The sequence below is a fragment of the Corynebacterium axilliensis genome, assembly GCF_046097495.1.
In the GTDB taxonomy this organism is placed as follows: domain Bacteria; phylum Actinomycetota; class Actinomycetes; order Mycobacteriales; family Mycobacteriaceae; genus Corynebacterium.
Genome location: NZ_CP175768.1, coordinates 1,080,362 through 1,100,352, shown reverse-complemented (window position 1 = coordinate 1,100,352; position 19,991 = coordinate 1,080,362). Strand labels below are relative to the sequence as shown.

The following is a 19,991-nucleotide window of genomic DNA, read 5'->3' as shown; positions in this document are numbered from 1 at the left end:
GGAGGGCTATATAGCCCTCATTTCTCTACGTAGCTTACCCGGCTACTGGAGCCAGTGGGGGTAGCTGGTGGGCGACTAGCCCGTAAGCTGGCGGCGGCCATTCACCCCAGCTGAATCACCTCCCAAGTGGGACTTATCCGCGGCTGTTGTGCCTGCTGACATACCTATGCGGCTGCCCATCGACAGCGACATTGTGCGGGCATTAGGAAAGAAGAGATCCCTCACAGCCTCGGCGTCACGTCGTCGTTGGTCCAGTACAGACAAATTCTTCTCCATAAGCATCAGCGAATGTTCGTCCGCGGAGGAACCATCGGGAGCCATCGATTCGCTAGCTGGTGGCGCACTGTTGTTGGTGGAATCGAGGATCTCTCCAATCCTTGCAGCGTAGGCAAGGATGAAACTACGGCGGAATGACGCGAGGTTTCCGGACAGGCGGGCAGTGGATGCGTGGTCACCGTGGTGCATATGCCAATCGCACTGTCGCTGTAGCGACCCAAAGAGATCGACTACGTGCTGTACGTCTTCTTCTGTGCCGAAGACGCCGACAATTCCCTTTGGGTGAACCTGCAGAGCAGAGCAACCGTTCCGGTCCGCGATGACGCTGAGGAGCGTGGACTTGTGATTGATGTACGGGGCACTGATGTGAATTCGACGGCTTACAAATGCAGTGGGTGAGATGCCGGCAGAGTCCTCCAGGCGGTATCTGTTCTGTAGGCTTTGGGCTTTGGCAATGAGGGCGTTAGCTTCTTCCTCGTAAGGAGTTGACTCTGCTTTCTTCAACAGGCCGCTGATCTTTTCCCGGATGCGTTCAGCCTTGCCTTTTCGGGAAGCTGCCTCCGGCTTCTCAGCAACTAGTGCCTCAACATCACTTAATCGGGGCAGGCGGTTGATGGTTTGGAGGAACTCAACCAGTTGCTCAGTAGTCATCGCCATCGAAGTAGGTGGCTCGAGCGTGAGCCAGTCTTTGCGCAAGACGGTAGACGTAACGTGCGCCGGCACCTGGCCGGCAGCCCGGTAGATGATGGGGTGGCAATAAGTTCCCAGCACATGGAGTAAGTCCCGTGGAGACCATCCACGTTGCGCCGTGCGAATGACAACTTCGATGCTTCGTTGGCTGAGGGCTTCGTGATAAGAGTTCATGATTCCTTCTGTTCGGTTAGTACAAATGTTCGGTTGTGCTGCCATTGAATCATGCCTGCAGTCGCGCTTGAATCTGGTTCGAAAATGTTTGCCCCCGAGATACTTTTGCCAGCTGGGAAAATGATCGGCGAAGCGGGGGCAATTAGCGGCAACTCAACGCTTGGCATGGTCACTCGCCGGTAGGGTTTAGGGCATGAACAGTCAGCACGAATTCGTCCTCCGTACGGTCGAAGAACGCGATGTCCGCTTTATTCGCCTTTGGTTTACTGACATCTTAGGGGCCCTGAAGTCCGTCGTCATGAGTCCCTCGGAGCTGGAATCCGCTTTTGAAGAAGGCGTGGGTTTCGATGGCTCATCTGTCGAAGGGTTCTCCCGTATTTCGGAGGCGGATACCATCGCCATGCCGGACCCTTCTACTTTCCAGATCATGCCCTTCGACAAGGACGAGCCGGAGCTCATGTCGGCTCGAATGTTCTGTGACATCGCGCAGCCTGATGGTCAGCCTTCGATGGTCGATCCCCGCCACATCCTGCGCCGCCAGGTAACGGAAGCAGCCAACGACGGCTTTACGTGTATGGCTTCTCCTGAGGTGGAGTTCTATCTTCTTGAAAACACTCGGGACTTCAACAACCTTGTCGCAACCGATAACGGTGGTTACTTCGACCAAGCCACGCATGACAATGCACCGAGCTTCCGGCGCAGGTCCATGTTCGCCCTCGAATCGATGGGTATTGCGACAGAGTTCAGCCATCACGAAACCGCGCCGGGCCAGCAGGAAATCGACCTGCGGCATGCGGATGTGTTGACGATGGCGGACCACATCATGACCTTCCGGTATGTCATTAAAGAGGTTGCGTCCCATCAGGGAGTCCATGCCACCTTCATGCCGAAGCCCTTTGAGCAGCGGCCCGGTTCTGGCATGCACACACACTTGAGCCTCTTTGAAGGAGATTCGAATGCCTTCCATGACCCCGACGACGAGTTCTCGCTGTCCGAGACCGCGAAGCAGTTCATTGCCGGCATTCTTGAGCACGCGGTGGAGATGACTGCGATTACGAACCAGTGGACCAACTCCTACAAGCGCCTAATGTTCGGCAGCGAGGCGCCGGGGTCGGTGACCTGGGGAGTGTCGAACCGCTCAGCGTTGGTCCGCGTTCCCACCTACCGCCTGTCTAAGGAAATGTCGCGTCGCGTAGAGATTCGTTCGCTCGACTCGGCCATGAATCCTTACCTTGGCTATGCGGTACTTCTTGCCGCGGGGCTTCGAGGCATCCGGGAAGGCTATGAGCTTGCGGACCCGGCGGAAGACGATGTCCATCAGCTGACCCGACGCGAGCGTCGCGCGATGGGCTATAAGGACCTTCCCACGAGTTTGGACCAAGCCCTGAGAGAATTTGAGCGTTCGGAATTCATGGCTGAGGTTCTTGGTGAGCACGTCTTTGAGTACTTCCTGCGCTCCAAGTGGGACGAGTGGCACGAATACCAGCAGCAGATCACCACCTTCGAGCTACGCCACAACCTGAACTTCTAGGAGAAGCATGCGCCCGGTATCGGTACCGTCACCGGCCACACTCGGCCTCACACGCCCCACTGCAGCAGAGGACCTAGCCCGTCTGGGGTGGGATAACCCGGAGTCTTTGGACCTGTTGTGGACACTCGCGGCTACAGGTGATCCGGATATGGCCCTCAACACTCTCATCCGAGTCCTGGAGGGGGCGCCGGAAATTGGGCCCGCGATGCGAGAGGACGAAACCTTTAGAGTCCGTCTCATCGCATTGTTGGGTGGTTCGTCTGCATTCGGTGACCACCTCGCCGCGAACCCGGAAACCTGGACCGAGCTCCAGCGTGCACTGCCCACGCCGACGGAGATGCTCTATACGCTCCTGAGCACCGTGGGCGCTGAGCCGGCGACCTTCGCAGAGGACCCAGAGCGGCCAGATACCGCCTCTGCAGACCTCACGACGCCCGGCACGTACCGGGCAGCAGAAGGGGGCCACAAAGCGCAGCTCAAGAACGTCTACCGCACACTGATGATGCGCATCGCTGCACACGACCTGGCTGGCACCTTCCATTCGCGTAAAGGCCAATCCCGCCCGCAGTCGCGCGTAGGATTTCGCGAAGTCACGAGCCTGACCACGGCGCTGGCGGACGCTGCGCTGACGGCTGCTCTCGCGGGCGCGGTCCGCGTGGTGTACGGCGATGAACCGCTTGATGCCCAACTTTCCGTCATGGCGATGGGCAAGTGCGGTGCGGGAGAACTCAACTACATTTCGGACGTCGACGTCATTTTCGTGGGTTCTGAGGCTACGCCCAAGGTTACGCGGCTCGCCTCCGAATTTAACCGCATAGGTTCGGCCTGCTTCTTCGAGGTCGATGCAAACCTCCGGCCGGAAGGAAAGTCGGGCGCACTCGTGCGCACACTGGACTCCCACGTGTCCTACTACAAGCGGTGGGCCGAGACGTGGGAGTTTCAAGCGCAGCTAAAGGCCCGTCCGCAAACCGGCTACCTGCCACTCGGGCAAGACTATCTGGACGCGATTGGTCCGATGGTCTGGACCGCCTCGCAGCGCGAGTCCTTCGTGGAGGACGTGCAGGCCATGCGCCGCCGTGTGCTGGACAATGTGCCGAAAGACATGCGCCACAGAGAGCTCAAGCTGGGTGAGGGCGGACTGCGCGACGTCGAGTTCGCGGTGCAGCTTCTCCAATTGGTCCACGGTCGCTCCGATGAGACGCTGAGGCCGCTGGCTACCGTTGATGCCTTGGCCGCATTGGTCCGCGCCGGATATGTCGGCCGAGAAGACGGCACGCAGCTTATTGAGGCGTACGAATTTCTGCGGCTGCTCGAGCATCGACTTCAGCTCGAGCGCTTTCGCCGCACGCACACGATGCCAGCAGCAGACGATGCGGTCGCCATGAAGTGGCTGGCCATCAACTCAGGCTTCCATTCTCAAGGACAGCAGTCGGCCGCGGACCGGTTAAAGGAACACCTGCGCAAGATTCGTTTGCGCATCTCGGAGCTGCACTCGCGCCTGTTCTACCGCCCGCTGTTGAACTCCGTGGCCTCGATGTCTGCAGATGAGCTCAAGCTCTCCCGCGAAGCTGCGGTTCTGCAGCTGGCAGCACTGGGCTACCGCCATCCGGATCGAGCGTTTGAGCACCTTACCTCACTTGCCTCCGGTAGCTCTCGCAAGGCCCGCATCCAGGCAATCCTGCTGCCCACACTGATGGAATGGCTGTCGTCGACAGCAGACCCAGACATGGGACTACTCAACTACCGTAAACTGTCTGAGGCTTCCTATGACCGCAGCTGGTTCCTGCGCATGCTGCGTGATGAAGGAGTGGTGGGGCAGAGACTCATGAAGATTCTTGGAACCTCGCCCTTTACCTCGGAGCTCATCATCAGCGCTCCCGACGTGGTCAAGCAGCTATCGGACGGGGCCGCTGGACCGAAGCTCTTGGAGACAAAACCGGAGCAGGTCTCCTCGGCGTTGGTGAAATCCACCTCGCGGCATGCAAAACCGGACAAGGCCGTAGCAGTGGCGCGCTCGCTGCGCCGCGTGGAGCTAGCGCGCATCGCGTCGGCAGATCTGCTGGGACTTCTGCCTGTTCAACAGGTCTGCTACGAGCTGTCAACCATTTGGAACGCCGTGCTCGAGGCAGCACTGCGCGCTGAAATTCGGGCATGGCGCAACGACGCAGACGGTGCGGAGCCCCTCGCGCGCATCGCCGTAATTGGCATGGGGCGACTCGGAGGCATGGAGCTCGGGTTCGGTTCCGACGCCGACGTCATGGTGGTGGCAGAGCCTGCCGAGGGCGTCGACGAATCTGAGGCAATGTCTTGGGCTATCGGAATCGTCGACAAGCTGCGGCGTCGGCTAGCAAAGCCCTCAGGAGACCCGCCGTTGGACGTGGACTTGGGGCTGCGCCCGGAGGGACGCTCCGGTGCCGTGGTGCGGTCCATCGAATCCTACAAGCGCTACTACGAGCGCTGGGGCGAATCGTGGGAGATGCAGGCACTGCTCCGCGCCGCATTCGTGGCCGGCGACGAACACGTAGGCCAAAAGTTCATGGACATGATCGATGGCTTCCGCTACCCGGACAACGGGGCGAGCGAGAAGACCATCCGGGATATCCGGCGCATGAAGGCCCGCGTGGATAACGAGCGCCTGCCCCGCGGAGCCGACCGGAATACACACACCAAGCTCGGCCGGGGTGGTTTGACGGACATCGAGTGGACCGTCCAGCTGCTGCAGATGATGCATGCTCACGAGGCGCCGGAGCTGCACAACCCGTCAACGCTGCGTGTGCTCGACGTCTTGGAAGAACACGAGGTACTGCCCGTGCAGCAGGTGCGCGACCTGCGGGAGGCGTGGCTCTTGGCCACCGACGCGCGCAACGCCCTGGTGCTGGTGCGCGGCAAACGCGTCGATCAGCTGCCCGCGCCGGGCCCGCAGTTGGCGCAGGTGGCGGGCGCCTCGGGGTGGGATCCGGATAATAACCAGGACTTCCTCGAGCACTACCTCAAGGTCACTCGCCACGCGCGGAAGGTGGTGGATGAAGTGTTCTGGGGCGAGTCGGAGTCCTTTGAGCATGACTAACAGAAGAAATCAGGGACTTCCCTGACTTATCCCTGGAACAGGCCCTGATTCTGCAGCTGAGACCTGTTCAATCCACTGGGCGGTTACTACCCTTGAAGGCAGACTGCTCGCACTGCCATAAGGAGACGACAATGAGCCTGAACCTTTCCCTCGACTTGAACGATGCCACCCTCGCGGACCTTGGGGCTTTCCTCGCTGCCGCCCGCGCGGCCAACGGCGACCCAGCAGCGGCGGTGAGCGTGGAGGGCACGGTGCTCCGGGTAGACGTGGCCAAGCCCCGTGTGAGCCCTGCTGAACCCAAGCCCCGCCCCCGCTCCGGTCTGGACCGTCCCGTGGCGGAGAGCACGATTCGGACCATCATTGATGCCCTGTCGGAGCGCCGCGAACCCCCGCGCGGACATTCCTTCGGCACCTTCGACTCTGCCGATTAATTCTCAGTTTATTAAAAGCGCATTAGAGTGGTGAATGTGAAGTCCAAGAACATAATCGCGGTGTGGATTGCGGTGGCAGTGGCGGTGACCGGGGTGACCCTTGCCGGCTGGTGGGCCACGCACCGCCACCAGCCGTCCGCGGGTGCGCTGACCGTCCAGGAGGCCATCAACGGCGGGGTGCCGCAGGATCAGTCGGTAGACCACTCCGGTGATCCGGCGGAACAGGACCGCATTGTGGCCTTGGCTGAGTCCCTGGGAATCCCCTCTGAATCCATCCCGCGGGAAATTCTGTCCATGTCCTCGGATGAGTTTCAATCGCGCGCGGATCTCCTGGAAGAGCTCGAATCTGCGGTGAAGAGCGGCGTTCTTACAGAGGAGGAGGCGCAGGGCACGTTGGCTGCCTTCGATGCGGGAATCATGTCGCCCCGCATGGGGCCCATTGTTGGGGAATCAACGCCCGCCGAATAGACCGCAGAGTTACTTCATCCGCAACTGGCAGACACCCGCCAGACACCAGCTATGCGCTTGGCAGGTACGGGTCTTACTCTCACACGCATACGATAACGAAACGATAAAGGTTGGTGCGTTGAGGTGGAGAAACGTCGAAAACTCGTGGAGTACCTGCGGGCCGCGTTCGCAGTGAGCGTCGCCATTGTGGTGCCCATCGGCGGCGGGCTAGGAGTGTTTGAGGTCGTTAACGGGGTGCCGATGGAGACCGCGATGAGCGCGATGGCGTGGCACTAGACCTGCTCGACAACGGTCACGCGCCGGCCCGGCCGCCCAGTCCTGCCGCGCAGCACGTGGGTGACGAGCACGCCGACAATGCCCACAACCCACACACCAAGCACCGCCCAGGCGGCATGGCGGAAATCCTGCATGGCGTAGTCCGGGTCTTGCCCCGCGTGGTCCAGCACCACGCCAAAGAGCTGCGCGCCGGTCATGGCGGCGATGAATCCGCCCATATTGGCCAACCCGGTGGCAGTTGCCACGACGGTGCGCTCCAGGTTTTCACGCACGATGTCGAAGCCGTAGTTGGCCACCGGGGTGCACAGGGCTACTAGTCCAATGAGGATAAAAAGCGACAGGTAGCTGCCGCCAAAGACAAAGAACCAGAACCACACTGTGATGTTGAAGGCCACGAAGCCGAGTGTCAGCCACGGCCGGTAGCCGCTGGCGCGGGAGGAAATTCGGCCGTGCAGCGGGCCGACGAGGACCATGCAGATGCTGAACCAGGTCAGCACCCAGCCGGCCTTGGGCTTGGAAAAGTCCAGGCCTGCGGTCATCATCGGCATGCCCCAGAGCATGACGAAGACATTCGTAGCACCCAAGCCCACCCAGTGGATGAAGAAGGCCTGCCAGGCCACGGGGGAGCGCAGCACCCGGCCCATCAGTGCGCCCAAGCTTGGTGACGGCGCAGAGGAATCCCCGGACTCCCCGGAATCTGACTCTTCTTCCACGATGCCGAGGGCCTCCGGCGAATCCGCCACTGCTACCGCTGCGGCAATTGCGATGAGAATTCCCACCGCGCCCAGGGACACGAAGGCGGTGGGCCACCCGGCCCACCCCAGAAGGAGCGAGAAGGGGATGGCGGAGATGAACTGGCCCAGCTGGCCCAGCGACGAGGTCACTTGGGTAAACATCGGGGTGCGGTGCAGCGGGAACCAGTAGGGCAGGATGCGCATGACGGACAGGAAGGCCGTGGCGTCGCCCGCGCCGATTAATATGCGCGCGGCGATGGCCACCCAGTAGCTGGAGGTAAAGCCGAGGATGACTTGGCCTATGCCCATGATGATGGAGCCGACGACGAGGAGCATGCGGGGGCCGAACTTATCAATGAGCACGCCGGTAGGGATCTGCGCTATGGCATAGACGCCTAGCTGCACAGACGTGAACACCGCGATGCGGGAGGCATCCACCTCGAAGCGCTCGATGGCTTCCAATCCGGCCACACCGAAGGAGGTGCGCCCCGCCATCGCCACGATGTAGACCAGCATGGCCGCCACCCACACGGAGAGGGATTTGGTGGTGATTACTTCGCGAGGATGGGGTTGAGACATGGCTGATACTTTACGCGGCAACAACTATGATGCAGGGGGTGAAGTACATTTCAACCCGCGATACCCAGCGCACGCCGGCCGCCTTTACGGACATCCTTTTAGGAGGGCTCGCCCCCGATGGTGGCCTGTACCTGCCGGAGACCTACCCCCGCATCGAGGACGCCACCCTGACCGCGTGGCGTGACACTCTGGCAGAGGGCGGCTACCCGGCATTGGCCGCGGAGGTACTCAAGCTCTTCGTGGATGACATTCCGGTAGAGGACCTGGAAGGCATAGCGCAGCGCGCCTACACCTACCCCGAGTTCGCCAACGAAGAGATCGTCCCCGTCAGCGAGCTGGGTGAGGGGCTCTACGTGGGCCACCTGTCAGAGGGGCCAACGGCGGCCTTTAAGGACATGGCCATGCAGATGCTGGGAGAGCTCTTTGAATACGAGCTGGCCCGCCGCGGTGACACGCTCAATATTCTGGGTGCGACGTCGGGGGATACCGGTTCTTCGGCCGAGTACGCCATGCGCGGGCGCCGGGGCATCCGCGTCTTCATGCTCACCCCGGCCGGGCGCATGACCCCGTTCCAGCAGGCCCAGATGTTTGGCCTGGAGGATCCCAATATCTTCAACATTGCTCTCGATGGCGTCTTTGATGACTGCCAGGACGTGGTCAAGGCCGTGTCGTCCGATGCCAGCTTCAAGGCCGAACACCGCATTGGTGCTGTGAACTCCATCAACTGGGCCCGCCTGATGGCGCAGGTGGTCTACTACATCAACTGCTACCTCAAGGTCACCACGGACAACACGGAGAAGGTCTCCTTCAGCGTGCCCACCGGCAACTTTGGCGATATCTGCGCCGGCCACATCGCCCGCCAGATGGGCCTGCCCATTGACCGCCTCATCGTGGCCACCAATGAAAACGACGTGCTGGATGAGTTCTTCCGCACCGGCAACTACCGCCCGCGCCCCTCGGCGCAGACGTACAAGACGTCCTCGCCGTCGATGGATATCTCCCGCGCCTCCAACTTCGAGCGCTTCGTCTTTGATCTGCTGGGACGCGACGCCGCGCGGACTGCGGACCTGTTCGGCACCAAGGTCAAGGAGGGTGGTTTCAGCGTGGACCAGGAGACACTGGCCCGCGCGGTGGAGGAATATGGATTCCTCTCCGCCAGCTCCACGCACGCGGACCGCCTGGCCACCATCCAGGACGTCCACGAGAAGTACGGCGCCCTGGTGGATCCGCACACCGCCGACGGCATCAAGGCGGCCCGCGCGGCGAAGGAGGAGCACGGGGTGGATACTCCGATTGTGTGCCTGGAGACCGCACTGCCGGTGAAGTTTGCGGAGACCATCGTCGAAGCAGTGGGCTTCGAGCCGGAGGTGCCCGAGCGCTTCGCCGGCATTATGGACGCACCGCGCCACGTCAAGGACTTGCCCAATGATGCCGCGGCGGTCAAGGACTACATGTCGGCGTCGATTAGCACTACGGAGGTTTAAGCCATGGCGCAAGAGCAGTTTTCGGGTCCGGAGTACTTTACCGAGTTCGACCCGGAGAAGTTCATTCGCGATATGAAGATTCAGGCGGAGATGGCCAAAGAGAACGCCGCCGAAAAGCACCAGGGCAACGATTCCGCGAAGAAGGATGACTAGCAGGTCCCTTCTCGGGGTTGTGCTGTTGGCCCCTGCGCTCACAGCGGCGTGCACGGCCGGGGAGGACACCCCGCAGGGGGACCTGGCCCAAGCAGAAAGCACGACCTCGCCGCACCCGCCCGCGCCGCCGCCGGTATATGGCCCGGGGGACTCGCCTGTGCCGCCCGGTGCCGCGCTGGACATCTCCTCCCTGGAGCCGGTCCCGGGGGAGTACTTCGACTATTCCCTGTGCACGGCCGCGTGGAGCTTCGTGCTGGACAGCAGCCGGACTATCGCCGTCACCGCCGCCCATTGCGGTGAGCCCGGGGACACCGTCTGGGCGGGCAACGCGGAGGGAGAATTCACCTATCCCGCGGAACCGGTGGGCACGGTCGTGTACTCCAATCTCAGCGCTCCAGACACGCACGGACTGGACTTCGCCCTGGTGGAGATCACGCGCCCGGCGGAGTTTTATACCCCGCGTGAGATGGGAACCCAGATAGCCACCGGGGAGGGGAAACTGCCTGATTCGGTGTGCAAGCTAGGCCGCGTCACCGCGCAGACGTGCGGACCGCTGACACACGCAGAAGGTCGCGGCACGCTCACCATTGGAGAGCGCAGCGTCGATACGGTTTCCGCGCGGGCGCAGGTGTGTTCCCGGCAGGGGGATTCGGGAGCTCCCGTGTACGGCGCGCCGGGCACCCCGGAGGACGGCCGCATCGTGGGCGTCTTGTCCGGGACGACGGGGGAAGCGGACGAGACAGACGCGGCGGACGCGGCGGGCGGCGCTGCGCCGGACTGTGCCGAGGCACCGGAGCAGGACATGTCCTTTACCGTCGCCGCCGACATCGAGGCTGTCCTGCCGGAGATCCTCGCTGGCCTGTAGGCACGTAGGATTGGGCTTATGCCGACTCCTGACTACATCCTGTCCCTGCGCGAGAAAATTGGGCACGACCAGCTCTTCCTGCCCGGGGTGACCGCGGTCATCGTGCGCGCTGTCCCCACTGGTGCTGCGGTGTGGGAGCTGCCGTCGGTGCTGCTGGCCCAGCGCGCGGACAACGAAACGTGGGGGCCTATCTCCGGCATTTGCGAGCCGGGCGAGGAGATCACCACCACCGCTCTGCGCGAGGTCAAAGAAGAAATTGGGTTAGATGGCCGCGTCGAAGCACTGCTGGGCGTGGGGCAGGTGGGCCCGGTGGTGTACCCGAACGGTGACCAGTGCACGTTTATGGACACTGCCCTGCGGGTATCCGTGGCGGACGGGGCTGCCCCCATTATCTCCGACGAAGAGAACCTGGATGCGCGGTGGTTCTCGGTGGGGCAGATGCCGACGTCGGTAAGCGCCCGGCACCGCATGATTATCGCTGACGCGGTGGCTCAGATGAAGCACCCGCAGGGCTTCCGCCCACGCATGGGCTACACCAAGCGCAACCAATAGGCCAGCTCGTCCGGACCTTCCACTAGGTGCACCTCGCCGCCGGCGATGGAATCCTCCACGTCTGCCTGGGTAATCCAGGGCCGGTGCTTGTCGACGCCTACCAGGACCCGCCCGCCCAGCGTCATCAACAGCCGCCCGCGAGAAGACAGGGCGTGGAGCAGGGGGACGTCAGAAAGCGCATAGCTCCACGCCGTTGCGTAGAAGTCCTGCGCGCCCGAGCCCAGGTAGGAGGTTTCCAGAACGAGCGTGCCGCGACGCAGGTAGATGCCCTCGCGCGGAAGCCCGGACAGCAGCGTGCGCACCGCGCCGAGAACTGCTGCGTCGAGGGAAATAAAGGTCAGTGGCTGCATAACAAGGGCCTGTGTATTGCTGGGGAAGGGCTCACAATATCAGTAAAGACTCATGAATCCGGTTGAGGCGGGCATGGGGCGCTGCTTAGTGTGGTCCCATGATGACACACATGGTCAAGAACACCGCAAAGAAGTTGTCCGTCGCTACCGCCTTCGCCGCCCTCACCTGCAGCGCCCTGGGCACCGGCGCGGCCGGCGCGCAGGAGATGTCCTCCCTGGGCGGCCTGGATAAGCTCGACGCGGGCCAGATTGAAAAGCTCAGCTCCATGGTGCTGGGCAAGGACAACAAGGACAATGCAGTGATGGAGAAGTACGAGGACATCAAGGGCCTGCAGGAAGCACTCCCGGCTGACAAGGCTCAGCAGGCACTCGACGGCACCTTCACCGCCAAGAAGAATGATTCCGTGTTCGTGACCTTTGAAAAGAACGGCACCCTGACCTACAGCGATGGCTGCAACAACGGCAACGGCACCTACCAGGTGGACCAGAACGGCGCGGTAGTAGTGGACAACATGGTGGAAACCAAGATGGCGTGTGAGCCGTCCGTGATGCAGGACGCCCAGCAAGTCAAGCAGATCCTGGCGGGCAAGCCGGCCGTCTTCCCCGTGGATGACTCCACCTTCGCCCTGGGCAGCCAGGGCCAGGCCATTCAGTTTGTCAAGGGCGGGGTAACCGCGGAGAAGTAGTCCTTCTACAGAACCTCAGAATCTCAGCGGCTAGCCTGTGGTCAGGTTGGTCGCTGAACTCTTTCTGCCCTCGATGACCCAGCTGATGAAGCGGCCAGAGCACAGGGACCAGTGCACGATCAGCAGCACGGGGATGCTCAGGGCGATGGCGTCGAGCCACTCGGAGCCGTTGACGAGCGCCATCTGGTGGCCGCCCATGCTCACTGTGCCCGGCGGGAAGGTGCAGGACCACCACGCCGGGGTGTAGGCCGTCCAGCGCGCCACGTTGGGGTAGAAGCAGGTCATGGCATAGATGGCCAGGGGGATGGCGATGATGAGCGCCACGTCGCCGTAGAGGACGGAGACCTTACCGGGGTAGAGGATCTGCATGGCGGTGGTGGACTGGCCCACCACGCCGAGGGGAACCCAGGCGGTGGCGGAGTTAGCACCGCTGAGATCGACCTTGCCGTGCCACGCGGCCCAGTACACGTGGGCAAAGACGGGCACTGCGGTGAGGATGGACATGAAGAAGAACACGGTGCCCAGAAGGTGGTAGAACTCCCCGTAGTCGCGGGCCAAGAAGCCGGCGACCGAGGAGGAAATCATCGGCCCCACCAGCGGCAAGCCCCACGTGAACCGCGGCTTGCCGTCGAAGCGCGTGAGCTGGATGGCCCACGTGATAACGGTCACGGGCCCGCCAATCCAGAAACCGATGAGGCGGAACAGGCCGTTGTCCGTCAGCCCGGAGAGCGCTGCACCCAGGGCCAGGATGCCGATGAAATACATGGACCATTCCGCCATGGTGGTCCGCCCAAAGCTGGGCTTGCGGTAGACCGCGAAACCTACCGTAAGGACCGCAAAGACAACGCAGGATAGCGCCGCGAAGAACGCGGCGGGGTAATTGAGGCCTTCTTCGACCAGCAGCCGGGAGACGATAGAGGTGCCCATGAGGCTGCCTCCCCATGCGGGGCCAGGCGGCGGCAATTGGCGGAATCGAGTAGTCACGCCGACAGCGTAGTCGCTCGGCGGAAACCGTGCCGCATTGTTGTGCCCGATAGTGTGGTGAATTTTCCCCAAATTGGCTCACTCAGTAAGGGGTCCCACAATGCCGTGTGCCGGGCACGGTTGTGGGGCGAAAACGTGACTGAGGCCCCCACATCGTGGGGGCCTCGAGCGTCGGTTTGGGCGAGGAGTGGTGAGCGTCTTAAACGCAGTTAGCGTCGCGCCTGGCGCATGCCGTTGAAGTAGTAGTTGCCGTCGCCGCCCTGGTAGCACTCCGTGGAGTTCGACGGCCACATGCCCTGCGCCTGGGAGCAGCCCATGAAGCCACCGTAGGGGCCGATGGTGGCCCATTCCATGCCGTTCGATTGCGGAGCGGCAGGCGCCGGAGCCTGCTGCTGTTGTTGTTGCTGTTGCTGCTGCTGGCGTTGCTGTTGCTGACGCTGCTCCCGCTCGGCCTGGCGCTCTTGCTCCGCTTGCTGCTCGCGGCGTTCCTGCTCGGCTTGGCGCTCACGGCGCTCCTGTTCCGCTTGCCGCTCGCGACGTTCCTGCTCAGCCTTCTGCTCGCGGCGTCGCTCTTCTTCTTCGCGCTCGCGCTCAGCTTCTGCCTCGGCCTCTGCCTGTTGCTCCTCGATGGCCTCGTCGATGTAGGTCAGGGACTCAAAGTCCGGACCATCCATCATGAAGGAGGTCTGTTCCACATTGGTGACTGTCAGGTCCTTTCCACTGCCCTGAGGGCTAAACGCGAGAGTGCAGCGGTAGGTGACTTCCTCATTCGAGCTGGCAAATACGCCAGAATAGTTTCCAGAGGCGTCGATAGTAACGCGGCGATCCCCAGAACGCTCGACCGAATTGATGGAGGTTGTCGTAAAATCCAGGTCATCGCTTTCTAAGTTCACCCCGAAGTACTTCGATACTTCGCGCAGCGCATCGGGCTCGCACTCGTCCACTGCGATCTCCGCAAGTACGTCTTTTTCGGCCTGCGCAGCGTCGTTCTTGCGGTCCTTGGCAAAGAGCACGCCGCAGACTACAACGGCCAGCACGCCGACAAGAACGGCTGCGATAGCGGGCCAATTCGGCGTCGACGACTTCGGTGGGGTGACAGGAGAGGCTGCCTGAGTCCCGTCGTCGCCCTGCGCGGAGAAAGGGTTGGTGGGCGCCTGGCCATCGGGGGAACCGAAGGGATGGGATTGCTCAAAGGGGGATTGTTCGAAGGGGTTCTTGTTCATGATTGGAGAGAGCTTTCAGCCCCAGATAAACGAGGGCGGGAGAGTAGGGTGAGAGACCTTTCGCACGCGGGGAGAGAAACGCGTCAATGCAAGAGTGCAGAGAGCAGAAGTGAATATACCTCTGAAAGCGCGTCGGTGCCGAAGAAAACGGCAGAAGTCACGAAACATCCCTGCCCCGCGGGAAATAAATCCTGCAGGTCAGGGCCTAGCTGCTGGGTTTAGCAGTCGTAGTACAACCCCAACCCCACACTAACCCCCACTACCAGCACAAACCCCATCAGAAGACCCCTCACCACCGTCAGAAATCCCGCACAAATCCCGCACTTGAGGCACAATCCCGCGCAGCCCCTCACCAGCACCAGGAAACAGGTGCGAATACACATCCAGGGTCATCGACGCCGACGCATGCCCCAACGCCCGCTGCACCATCACCACCGACGCCCCCGACTCAATCAACGACGACGCATAAAAATGCCGCAACCCATGAAACGTCGTATCCACGCCAGCAGCACGCGCCAGCTTACGAAACTGGGATGACACACTCGACGACGACAACGGCCTCCCCACCTTCGTACAGAACACCGTCTCCTCCGGGCCACGCGGCGCCCTACGCAGCTGCTCCTCAATCACCGCCACCGTCCCGGGCCCAATCGGCACCACACGCCGCGACGATTCCGTCTTCAACGGGGCAAACTCCCCCGTGCGCTGATTAATCTGCTCCACCACATGCACCTCACCGCGCAGAAAATTCACATTCCGCACCCGCAGGCCACACAGCTCCCCGGCACGCAAACCCGTCTCAGCCGCCACCTGCACCATCGCCGCCAACGTCAAATTCGGGGCACGCCCCACACCCGTACCCCGCGCCGCACGAATCAGAGCCTGCACATCCTCCACCGTGGGAATGTCCGCACGCTCAGCACCAACCTCCTTACGTGGAATCTTCACCCCACGCATCGGATGCCTACCCACCACATCATCCAGCACAGCCTGTGAAAACACCCCGTGAAGAATCGCGGCCAGCATATTGATAGTTGAGGCGGCCAGCGGCCTATCATCAGCCCATGGTCTGCCTTCCTCCAGCACGCTCATCCACTCCCGTACGTGTGACGGCTTCACTGACAGCACTGGCATGTCTCCCAAATCTCCCAGGTTGGCCAGCAGCATGCCACGCCCATTCCTCGTGGACTTATTTACCGCCTGCTGCATCCGCTCCTGTACCAGCTCCTTGACAGTCACACCAGTATCCTCGATGTACTCACCACGCCTAACGGCACGCTCCATATCCTGCAAATGCGCTTTCGCCTGCCGTGCGCGAGGAAAACTCTTCGAGCGTTCCTTACCGGACGGGTCACGCCACCGAGCGATAAAAACCTCTTTACCCGCCTTATTGATACGCTTCTGAATAGCCATTAGAATCACTCCTTGTTAGCCAGGGCTGAAAAACGCCCCGGGCGACAATTCCAAGCCCGTTAGGGTCTTGTGTTTCCCGCCCTTGGTGCTGCACTTCCACATGACGAGCACCAGGGGCGGTCTTGTCTTATACTTCTGGTGGCCCACATCCCCCCGTGGGCCTAGGGCGCCCCGTGTTGAGCACAGCTCCACGGGGCTGTTCCTTATGGGCTGTTTAGTCCACCATCAGACGTAAGCGCGGGGTTTAGCCAGGGTAGGATTCGCAGCCCACGCCGTCGCCGTCCTTGTCATGCTTGGGGAGGTAGATACCGTCGCCGCGGTATACCTTGTGTCCGATGTCGGCGCACGACCCGGAAGTGCCGCCTCCAGAGTAGGCCGGGGCTGGCTGTTCCGGAGCAGGTGCTGGCGCTTCTTCCTGAAGTTCAGGAACCGGAGCGAATTGCTGAACTTGAGTGTTTTGCTCTGGTTCCGGTTGCTCTTGTGGAGCGGGGGCTGGTGCGGGTTGTTCGGTCGTTGGGTCCTGCGCCATGGAAGGCGAAGGTGCAGATGATGTCGGTTCAGTCGTTCTAGTCGTCGAGGTAGGTGCGGACTCCGAGCTTGTAGACGTCATTGAAGACGTGGTGGATTCCGGGGTGGTTGTTGATTCCTTTGGCTCAGTTGTTGTTTCGGGCGAGACGGCGGTTCCAAGGATGAGGAGTCCGACGCAGGCTGCGATTATCCACCACCAGTGGCGCTTTAACGGAGTGGCGCCGTGGGCTTCACGTCGTTCGTGCATGAGGTACCACGCCCCAGGAAAAAGGAAGACTAGACCGACGCATATTCCCGCGAGGATTCCTCGGAAACTGCCTGAAAACAAGTTTCCGAAGATGACAAACCCTCCGAGGGCTGCTGCGGTCCAGGCAAGCACTTTCTTCCACGTGGGCGCTTTATGGGGCGGAGGGGTGGGCTGGGCGCCGTACTCAGAAAAAGGGTTAGAGTTCATGATGGAATTGTCCTTTTGGGGTCAGGCTGCTTTGGTTTGGTAGTGGGCTTTCCAGACGCGTAGCAGGTGTTTGGTGACTTCTAGTTCGTCGGCGATGGCGGGGAGGTGGCCGTGGTGCCATGTTGCGGCGGCTTCGAAGTCGTGGGGGTTGATGAGGAGTCGGGCGGCGTATTCGTCGGCGCGACGTTCTTGACGTTGGTCGTAATGGCCGTTGCCGGTTGGGGTGTCCCCGTAGTGTGCGTGGCCGAGTTCGTGGGCTAGGACGCTGCGGTATTGCTGGATGCTCATGCCGCGCCTTGTGCTGATTATCCGCCGGCGGTGGTCGTACCAGCCGGGGCACCCGCCCGTGTGACGCTGTAGCTGCACGCCCATGCTTTCCGCTAGGAGGTGCAGCTCTACCGCGCTAATCGTCATAGGCATCATCCCTTTCTGCATCTTCATCCGGGCCGCTGTAGGCGACGGCACCTAGAGGTATATCAGCAGGGGCGGACATGCGGCGGCGACGCTGTTCGAGTTCGTTGATTTCGTCGGCACGTGTCGCGGGGTTGAGGCGACGTGCGAGTTCAATAGCGAGTTCCCCATCCTCGGCGGTGTCCAAGAGCTTGCCGTTGTTGTCGAGGTGGCTCATGGCTTCTGCTTCGGTGATGTGTCCGAGGTCTACTAGCGCGTCGATGGGGTTTACGCGTAGTCCTCGGCTGACCTTGATTATTTCGTCGGCGGTGAGTCCGTCTTGGGTGAGGCGGCGGGTCACGGTCGGGCGTGATGCTCCGATGAGCTTGCCGATTTCTTCTGCTGTTACGCGTTGTCCAGTTACGGACTTGTACCAGTCTCGGTAATCAATCATACCCACATCGTAGTGCGTCAGAATTGACGCACGCAACCCGGGCCTAGCTTTACAAATGAGAAATGGGTACCCCCGAAGTGAATCACACCATTGACATTATGGCGCAAGTGGTTCATTATTGAGTCATCCAAGCGAAAGGAGGAAAGGAAATGGCTCAGTTCTTAATCAGTCTGGATGAAGTGGAACGCGTCAAGAAACTAAACCGAATCGGCTCAACCGTGGAACTAGCACAGCGCACCAAAGTATCCCGCTCAACCTGGGGGCGCGCACTAAGCACACGAACCCCCAAACCAGACGTGCTCCAAGCACTCGCAGCCCTCGGCGCTAGGCCAGACCGAATCCTCGTAGCCGACGACCTGGAACCACTAACCGCATAAGAAAACCCCGCACAAGGCGGGGCCAAAACAACCTACTTAGGAGACTACACCATGAGTGAACTAATCCCCATTCACAGCAACGATGGCGCCCAGGCTGTTATGGGCCGAGACCTCTATGACTTCCTCGGCGTCGAGACGGAATACCGGCACTGGTTCCCGCGCATGGTCGAATACGGCTTTGAAGAGGGCAAAGACTACGCGGTCAAAAATGACCGGGTACAAGATTCCCTCGGACGCAGCCGGGAGCGAACCAACCACGTCATCAGCTTGGACATGGCTAAAGAGATTTCCATGATTCAGCGTTCGGAGAAGGGGAAGCAGGCTCGCCAGTATTTCATCGAGTGTGAGCGTCGCGTGAAGTCTTCCGCGTTGGCTATCCCGCAGACGTATGCGGAAGCGCTACGTGCCGCTGCGGATAACGCGGAACGTGCAGCAATCGAGGCACGTAACGCCGCTGAGCAGATGGCTATTGCGCAGAAAGCTACCGCCACCATCGAGCGACAAGCGCCGAAAGTTGCGAAAGCTGATGCGCACAGCGGCGTGAAGGAATGGAAACGCCGCCAAGACTTCTACCGCGAAGTACAGCAATGGGGCGACTTAAAAGGTCTCGACATTAAGCAAAGCTCTGTCCGACAACTGCTTACCCGCAAGTCCATGTTGATCGGCGGCGCCCGAACCGACGCTGGGCAGATGACCCGCAGCGCAGTCAAAGCCGGATGGGGGCGCAACGAAAAAGGAGTCGCCGACAACGGTCACTCCTACTGCACCCCGCAATTATCGCCAGCCGGACAAGACATTGCCTGGAAGTGGATTTACCAGGCATCGCAGGAATATGGCGAAATTCTCAACCCGAAAGAAGGAAAGTAATGCGAGAAAACACTCTTTACCGCGCACACATCGTCGAATATCCAGAGTTTGAACGATATGAAGCCTTCGATGAGCGCGGAGAAGGCGGGGTGTGGACCTGCCCGGTCGGCTGGACTGCTGACGCTGACTACATCGAGCGATTCGGAACTAACAAGTATTTCGAGCCGAATACCGACAAGTTCTATAAGTCGCGGTCATCTGCGAAGGCGCGGGTGGACCTGCTCAATTCGATGGGATACATCGCGATTGTGCAGCGGTCCGCTCCGGTGGAATGGCCGGCAGATGGGCAGGAACGCGTCGAGGCTAAACAGCAGGTGGGCGTGTCCGAAGCTATCGCGGTGCTTAAGCAGGCCGGGGTTATCCAATCCGCCGACGAGCTTTTTAGGGGAGGTGAACCAGCATGACTCGCAACGAAAAGGAAACCTCCGGCGCTGCAACGCCGGAGGAACTGGCTGAAAAGTCAATCGCCTTCTCCAAAACAGCTATCGAATACGCAAAGAAAATAAACGAAGAACTGCAGAAAATTGACGACGACGAGACTGGTTAGAACGGCTTTTCTCCGTACCTCTGCTCAAACGCAGTAACGGCGGCGTTGAGGGCATCTTCGGCAGAGCTGTGTGACGTCTTGGCTTGCTGGTAGAGCTCCTCAGCCTTGTCGTACTTCTCGGCAGCTGCCTTCTTGGATGCCTCGGCCTGATCCAGGTTGAAACGGGCCCTACTGACAGAGATAGCTGCCTGGTCGAACATCGATTTCACCAGCTGCAATTGGGCTCGTTCTAGTTCCTTATCCATCATCATCACCTCACTTTCTAGGGCAGACCGCCCTGAATTAAGTGAAGCACATACGAAAAGGCCCGGTGCTGGAACACCGAGCCAAGAAGAAAAATCAATCTCTCAAAAAGGAGTCTACACCCATGCACCGACCACAAGAAGGCCGCGAGCACTTCCTCAACATTTACCTGCGCATCACTAAGACCCCACCGCT

At 60.9% G+C, this 19,991-nt stretch carries 22 protein-coding genes; 13 read left to right on the top strand and 9 right to left on the bottom strand.

Translation table 11 applies throughout. The annotated features are described in order from the left end of the window. Positions 1 to 75: 75 nt before the first annotated feature. Positions 76 to 1,140, bottom strand: a complete 1,065-nt coding sequence (locus ACKFR8_RS05395) for a DUF2786 domain-containing protein (RefSeq protein WP_408930811.1) — start codon at positions 1,138 to 1,140, stop codon at positions 76 to 78. Between the two features lie 193 nt (positions 1,141 to 1,333). On the opposite strand from ACKFR8_RS05395, the gene ACKFR8_RS05390 reads away from it, so the two are divergent. The 5 genes from ACKFR8_RS05390 to ACKFR8_RS05370 all read left to right on the top strand — a co-directional run bounded on the left by ACKFR8_RS05390 (position 1,334) and on the right by ACKFR8_RS05370 (position 6,913). After that, the gene (locus ACKFR8_RS05390) at positions 1,334 to 2,671 is read left to right on the top strand and encodes a glutamine synthetase family protein (RefSeq protein WP_306507269.1); all 1,338 of its coding nucleotides are present in this window, start codon (positions 1,334 to 1,336) and stop codon (positions 2,669 to 2,671) included. Positions 2,672 to 2,678: 7 nt separating this feature from the next. Then, a complete protein-coding gene (locus tag ACKFR8_RS05385) occupies positions 2,679 to 5,738 on the top strand; it encodes a bifunctional [glutamine synthetase] adenylyltransferase/[glutamine synthetase]-adenylyl-L-tyrosine phosphorylase (protein ID WP_408930810.1) in 3,060 nt (1,019 codons plus the stop codon). 131 nt (positions 5,739 to 5,869) lie between these two features. Beyond that, on the top strand, positions 5,870 to 6,169 hold the full coding sequence (locus ACKFR8_RS05380; protein ID WP_296131221.1) for a hypothetical protein: 300 nt from the start codon (positions 5,870 to 5,872) through the stop codon (positions 6,167 to 6,169). A 36-nt stretch (positions 6,170 to 6,205) separates the two neighbouring features. Beyond that, the gene (locus ACKFR8_RS05375) at positions 6,206 to 6,637 is read left to right on the top strand and encodes a hypothetical protein (protein ID WP_408930809.1); all 432 of its coding nucleotides are present in this window, start codon (positions 6,206 to 6,208) and stop codon (positions 6,635 to 6,637) included. Between the two features lie 123 nt (positions 6,638 to 6,760). Beyond that, the gene (locus ACKFR8_RS05370) at positions 6,761 to 6,913 is read left to right on the top strand and encodes a hypothetical protein (RefSeq protein WP_296131216.1); all 153 of its coding nucleotides are present in this window, start codon (positions 6,761 to 6,763) and stop codon (positions 6,911 to 6,913) included. Here the strand turns inward: ACKFR8_RS05370 and ACKFR8_RS05365 are convergent. Continuing rightward, the gene (locus tag ACKFR8_RS05365; protein ID WP_408930808.1) at positions 6,910 to 8,226 is read right to left on the bottom strand and encodes an MFS transporter; all 1,317 of its coding nucleotides are present in this window, start codon (positions 8,224 to 8,226) and stop codon (positions 6,910 to 6,912) included. The two genes, ACKFR8_RS05370 and ACKFR8_RS05365, sit on opposite strands and share 4 nt — an antisense overlap. 38 nt (positions 8,227 to 8,264) lie before the next feature. Between ACKFR8_RS05365 and thrC the strand changes: the two genes are divergently transcribed. Genes thrC through ACKFR8_RS05345 form a run of 4 tightly spaced genes read left to right on the top strand, consistent with a single transcriptional unit; the run spans position 8,265 to position 11,280 of the window. Then, complete coding sequence (gene thrC / locus ACKFR8_RS05360) at positions 8,265 to 9,710, top strand: threonine synthase (protein ID WP_408930807.1); 1,446 nt, start codon at positions 8,265 to 8,267, stop codon at positions 9,708 to 9,710. 3 nt (positions 9,711 to 9,713) lie between these two features. Then, positions 9,714 to 9,863: a hypothetical protein gene (locus tag ACKFR8_RS05355; RefSeq protein WP_408930806.1), complete on the top strand. Its 150-nt coding sequence runs from the start codon at positions 9,714 to 9,716 to the stop codon at positions 9,861 to 9,863. Further along, positions 9,856 to 10,728 carry a S1 family peptidase gene (locus ACKFR8_RS05350; protein WP_408930805.1) on the top strand — a complete coding sequence of 291 codons (873 nt, stop codon included), beginning with the start codon at positions 9,856 to 9,858 and terminating at the stop codon, positions 10,726 to 10,728. The genes ACKFR8_RS05355 and ACKFR8_RS05350 overlap by 8 nt, the downstream gene beginning before the upstream one ends. 18 nt (positions 10,729 to 10,746) lie before the next feature. Continuing rightward, entirely contained in the window at positions 10,747 to 11,280 is a 534-nt protein-coding gene (locus tag ACKFR8_RS05345; protein ID WP_296131200.1) for an NUDIX hydrolase, read from the top strand. On the opposite strand, the gene ACKFR8_RS05340 is transcribed toward ACKFR8_RS05345, so the two are convergent. Then, the gene (locus tag ACKFR8_RS05340) at positions 11,259 to 11,630 is read right to left on the bottom strand and encodes a hypothetical protein (RefSeq protein WP_296131197.1); all 372 of its coding nucleotides are present in this window, start codon (positions 11,628 to 11,630) and stop codon (positions 11,259 to 11,261) included. The two genes, ACKFR8_RS05345 and ACKFR8_RS05340, sit on opposite strands and share 22 nt — an antisense overlap. Positions 11,631 to 11,740: 110 nt before the next feature. On the opposite strand from ACKFR8_RS05340, the gene ACKFR8_RS05335 reads away from it, so the two are divergent. After that, entirely contained in the window at positions 11,741 to 12,316 is a 576-nt protein-coding gene (locus ACKFR8_RS05335; RefSeq protein ID WP_408930804.1) for an META domain-containing protein, read from the top strand. Between the two features lie 30 nt (positions 12,317 to 12,346). On the opposite strand, the gene ACKFR8_RS05330 is transcribed toward ACKFR8_RS05335, so the two are convergent. The 5 genes from ACKFR8_RS05330 to ACKFR8_RS05310 all read right to left on the bottom strand — a co-directional run bounded on the left by ACKFR8_RS05330 (position 12,347) and on the right by ACKFR8_RS05310 (position 17,762). Beyond that, a complete protein-coding gene (locus ACKFR8_RS05330; protein WP_408930803.1) occupies positions 12,347 to 13,300 on the bottom strand; it encodes a TDT family transporter in 954 nt (317 codons plus the stop codon). Positions 13,301 to 13,509: 209 nt separating this feature from the next. After that, positions 13,510 to 14,523: a hypothetical protein gene (locus ACKFR8_RS05325; protein WP_296131187.1), complete on the bottom strand. Its 1,014-nt coding sequence runs from the start codon at positions 14,521 to 14,523 to the stop codon at positions 13,510 to 13,512. 249 nt (positions 14,524 to 14,772) lie between these two features. Further along, complete coding sequence (locus ACKFR8_RS05320; protein WP_408930802.1) at positions 14,773 to 15,936, bottom strand: tyrosine-type recombinase/integrase; 1,164 nt, start codon at positions 15,934 to 15,936, stop codon at positions 14,773 to 14,775. A gap of 1,003 nt (positions 15,937 to 16,939) precedes the next feature. Continuing rightward, a complete protein-coding gene (locus tag ACKFR8_RS05315; protein ID WP_408930993.1) occupies positions 16,940 to 17,290 on the bottom strand; it encodes an ImmA/IrrE family metallo-endopeptidase in 351 nt (116 codons plus the stop codon). A gap of 31 nt (positions 17,291 to 17,321) precedes the next feature. Continuing rightward, positions 17,322 to 17,762 (bottom strand): hypothetical protein, encoded by a 441-nt coding sequence (locus ACKFR8_RS05310; RefSeq protein ID WP_408930801.1) that lies wholly within the window; start codon positions 17,760 to 17,762, stop codon positions 17,322 to 17,324. Positions 17,763 to 18,190: 428 nt separating this feature from the next. Between ACKFR8_RS05310 and ACKFR8_RS05305 the strand changes: the two genes are divergently transcribed. From ACKFR8_RS05305 to ACKFR8_RS05295, 3 genes are read left to right on the top strand one after another with little or no spacing between them, the layout of a single operon-like run. Further along, positions 18,191 to 19,006, top strand: coding sequence for an antA/AntB antirepressor family protein (locus ACKFR8_RS05305; RefSeq protein WP_408930800.1), 816 nt, complete (start codon positions 18,191 to 18,193; stop codon positions 19,004 to 19,006). After that, positions 19,006 to 19,410 (top strand): hypothetical protein, encoded by a 405-nt coding sequence (locus tag ACKFR8_RS05300; protein WP_408930799.1) that lies wholly within the window; start codon positions 19,006 to 19,008, stop codon positions 19,408 to 19,410. The genes ACKFR8_RS05305 and ACKFR8_RS05300 overlap by 1 nt, the downstream gene beginning before the upstream one ends. Further along, a complete protein-coding gene (locus ACKFR8_RS05295; RefSeq protein ID WP_408930798.1) occupies positions 19,407 to 19,553 on the top strand; it encodes a hypothetical protein in 147 nt (48 codons plus the stop codon). The genes ACKFR8_RS05300 and ACKFR8_RS05295 overlap by 4 nt, the downstream gene beginning before the upstream one ends. On the opposite strand, the gene ACKFR8_RS05290 is transcribed toward ACKFR8_RS05295, so the two are convergent. Then, positions 19,550 to 19,771 (bottom strand): hypothetical protein, encoded by a 222-nt coding sequence (locus ACKFR8_RS05290; RefSeq protein ID WP_408930797.1) that lies wholly within the window; start codon positions 19,769 to 19,771, stop codon positions 19,550 to 19,552. The two genes, ACKFR8_RS05295 and ACKFR8_RS05290, sit on opposite strands and share 4 nt — an antisense overlap. Positions 19,772 to 19,991: the final 220 nt, after the last annotated feature.

Excerpts from the sequence above, each read along its gene's own strand:
- ACKFR8_RS05325 (WP_296131187.1), bottom strand. The coding sequence starts at position 14,523 with ATGAACAAGAACCCCTTCGAACAATCCCCCTTTGAGCAATCCCATCCC.
- ACKFR8_RS05315 (WP_408930993.1), bottom strand. The coding sequence starts at position 17,290 with ATGGGCGTGCAGCTACAGCGTCACACGGGCGGGTGCCCCGGCTGGTAC.
- ACKFR8_RS05320 (WP_408930802.1), bottom strand. The coding sequence starts at position 15,936 with ATGGCTATTCAGAAGCGTATCAATAAGGCGGGTAAAGAGGTTTTTATC.
- ACKFR8_RS05390 (WP_306507269.1), top strand. The coding sequence starts at position 1,334 with ATGAACAGTCAGCACGAATTCGTCCTCCGTACGGTCGAAGAACGCGAT.
- ACKFR8_RS05300 (WP_408930799.1), top strand. The coding sequence starts at position 19,006 with ATGCGAGAAAACACTCTTTACCGCGCACACATCGTCGAATATCCAGAG.
- ACKFR8_RS05365 (WP_408930808.1), bottom strand. The coding sequence starts at position 8,226 with ATGTCTCAACCCCATCCTCGCGAAGTAATCACCACCAAATCCCTCTCC.
- ACKFR8_RS05385 (WP_408930810.1), top strand. The coding sequence starts at position 2,679 with ATGCGCCCGGTATCGGTACCGTCACCGGCCACACTCGGCCTCACACGC.
- ACKFR8_RS05335 (WP_408930804.1), top strand. The coding sequence starts at position 11,741 with ATGGTCAAGAACACCGCAAAGAAGTTGTCCGTCGCTACCGCCTTCGCC.
- ACKFR8_RS05305 (WP_408930800.1), top strand. The coding sequence starts at position 18,191 with ATGAGTGAACTAATCCCCATTCACAGCAACGATGGCGCCCAGGCTGTT.
- ACKFR8_RS05345 (WP_296131200.1), top strand. The coding sequence starts at position 10,747 with ATGCCGACTCCTGACTACATCCTGTCCCTGCGCGAGAAAATTGGGCAC.
- ACKFR8_RS05380 (WP_296131221.1), top strand. The coding sequence starts at position 5,870 with ATGAGCCTGAACCTTTCCCTCGACTTGAACGATGCCACCCTCGCGGAC.
- ACKFR8_RS05340 (WP_296131197.1), bottom strand. The coding sequence starts at position 11,630 with ATGCAGCCACTGACCTTTATTTCCCTCGACGCAGCAGTTCTCGGCGCG.
- ACKFR8_RS05355 (WP_408930806.1), top strand. The coding sequence starts at position 9,714 with ATGGCGCAAGAGCAGTTTTCGGGTCCGGAGTACTTTACCGAGTTCGAC.
- ACKFR8_RS05395 (WP_408930811.1), bottom strand. The coding sequence starts at position 1,140 with ATGAACTCTTATCACGAAGCCCTCAGCCAACGAAGCATCGAAGTTGTC.
- ACKFR8_RS05350 (WP_408930805.1), top strand. The coding sequence starts at position 9,856 with ATGACTAGCAGGTCCCTTCTCGGGGTTGTGCTGTTGGCCCCTGCGCTC.
- ACKFR8_RS05310 (WP_408930801.1), bottom strand. The coding sequence starts at position 17,762 with ATGATTGATTACCGAGACTGGTACAAGTCCGTAACTGGACAACGCGTA.
- ACKFR8_RS05295 (WP_408930798.1), top strand. The coding sequence starts at position 19,407 with ATGACTCGCAACGAAAAGGAAACCTCCGGCGCTGCAACGCCGGAGGAA.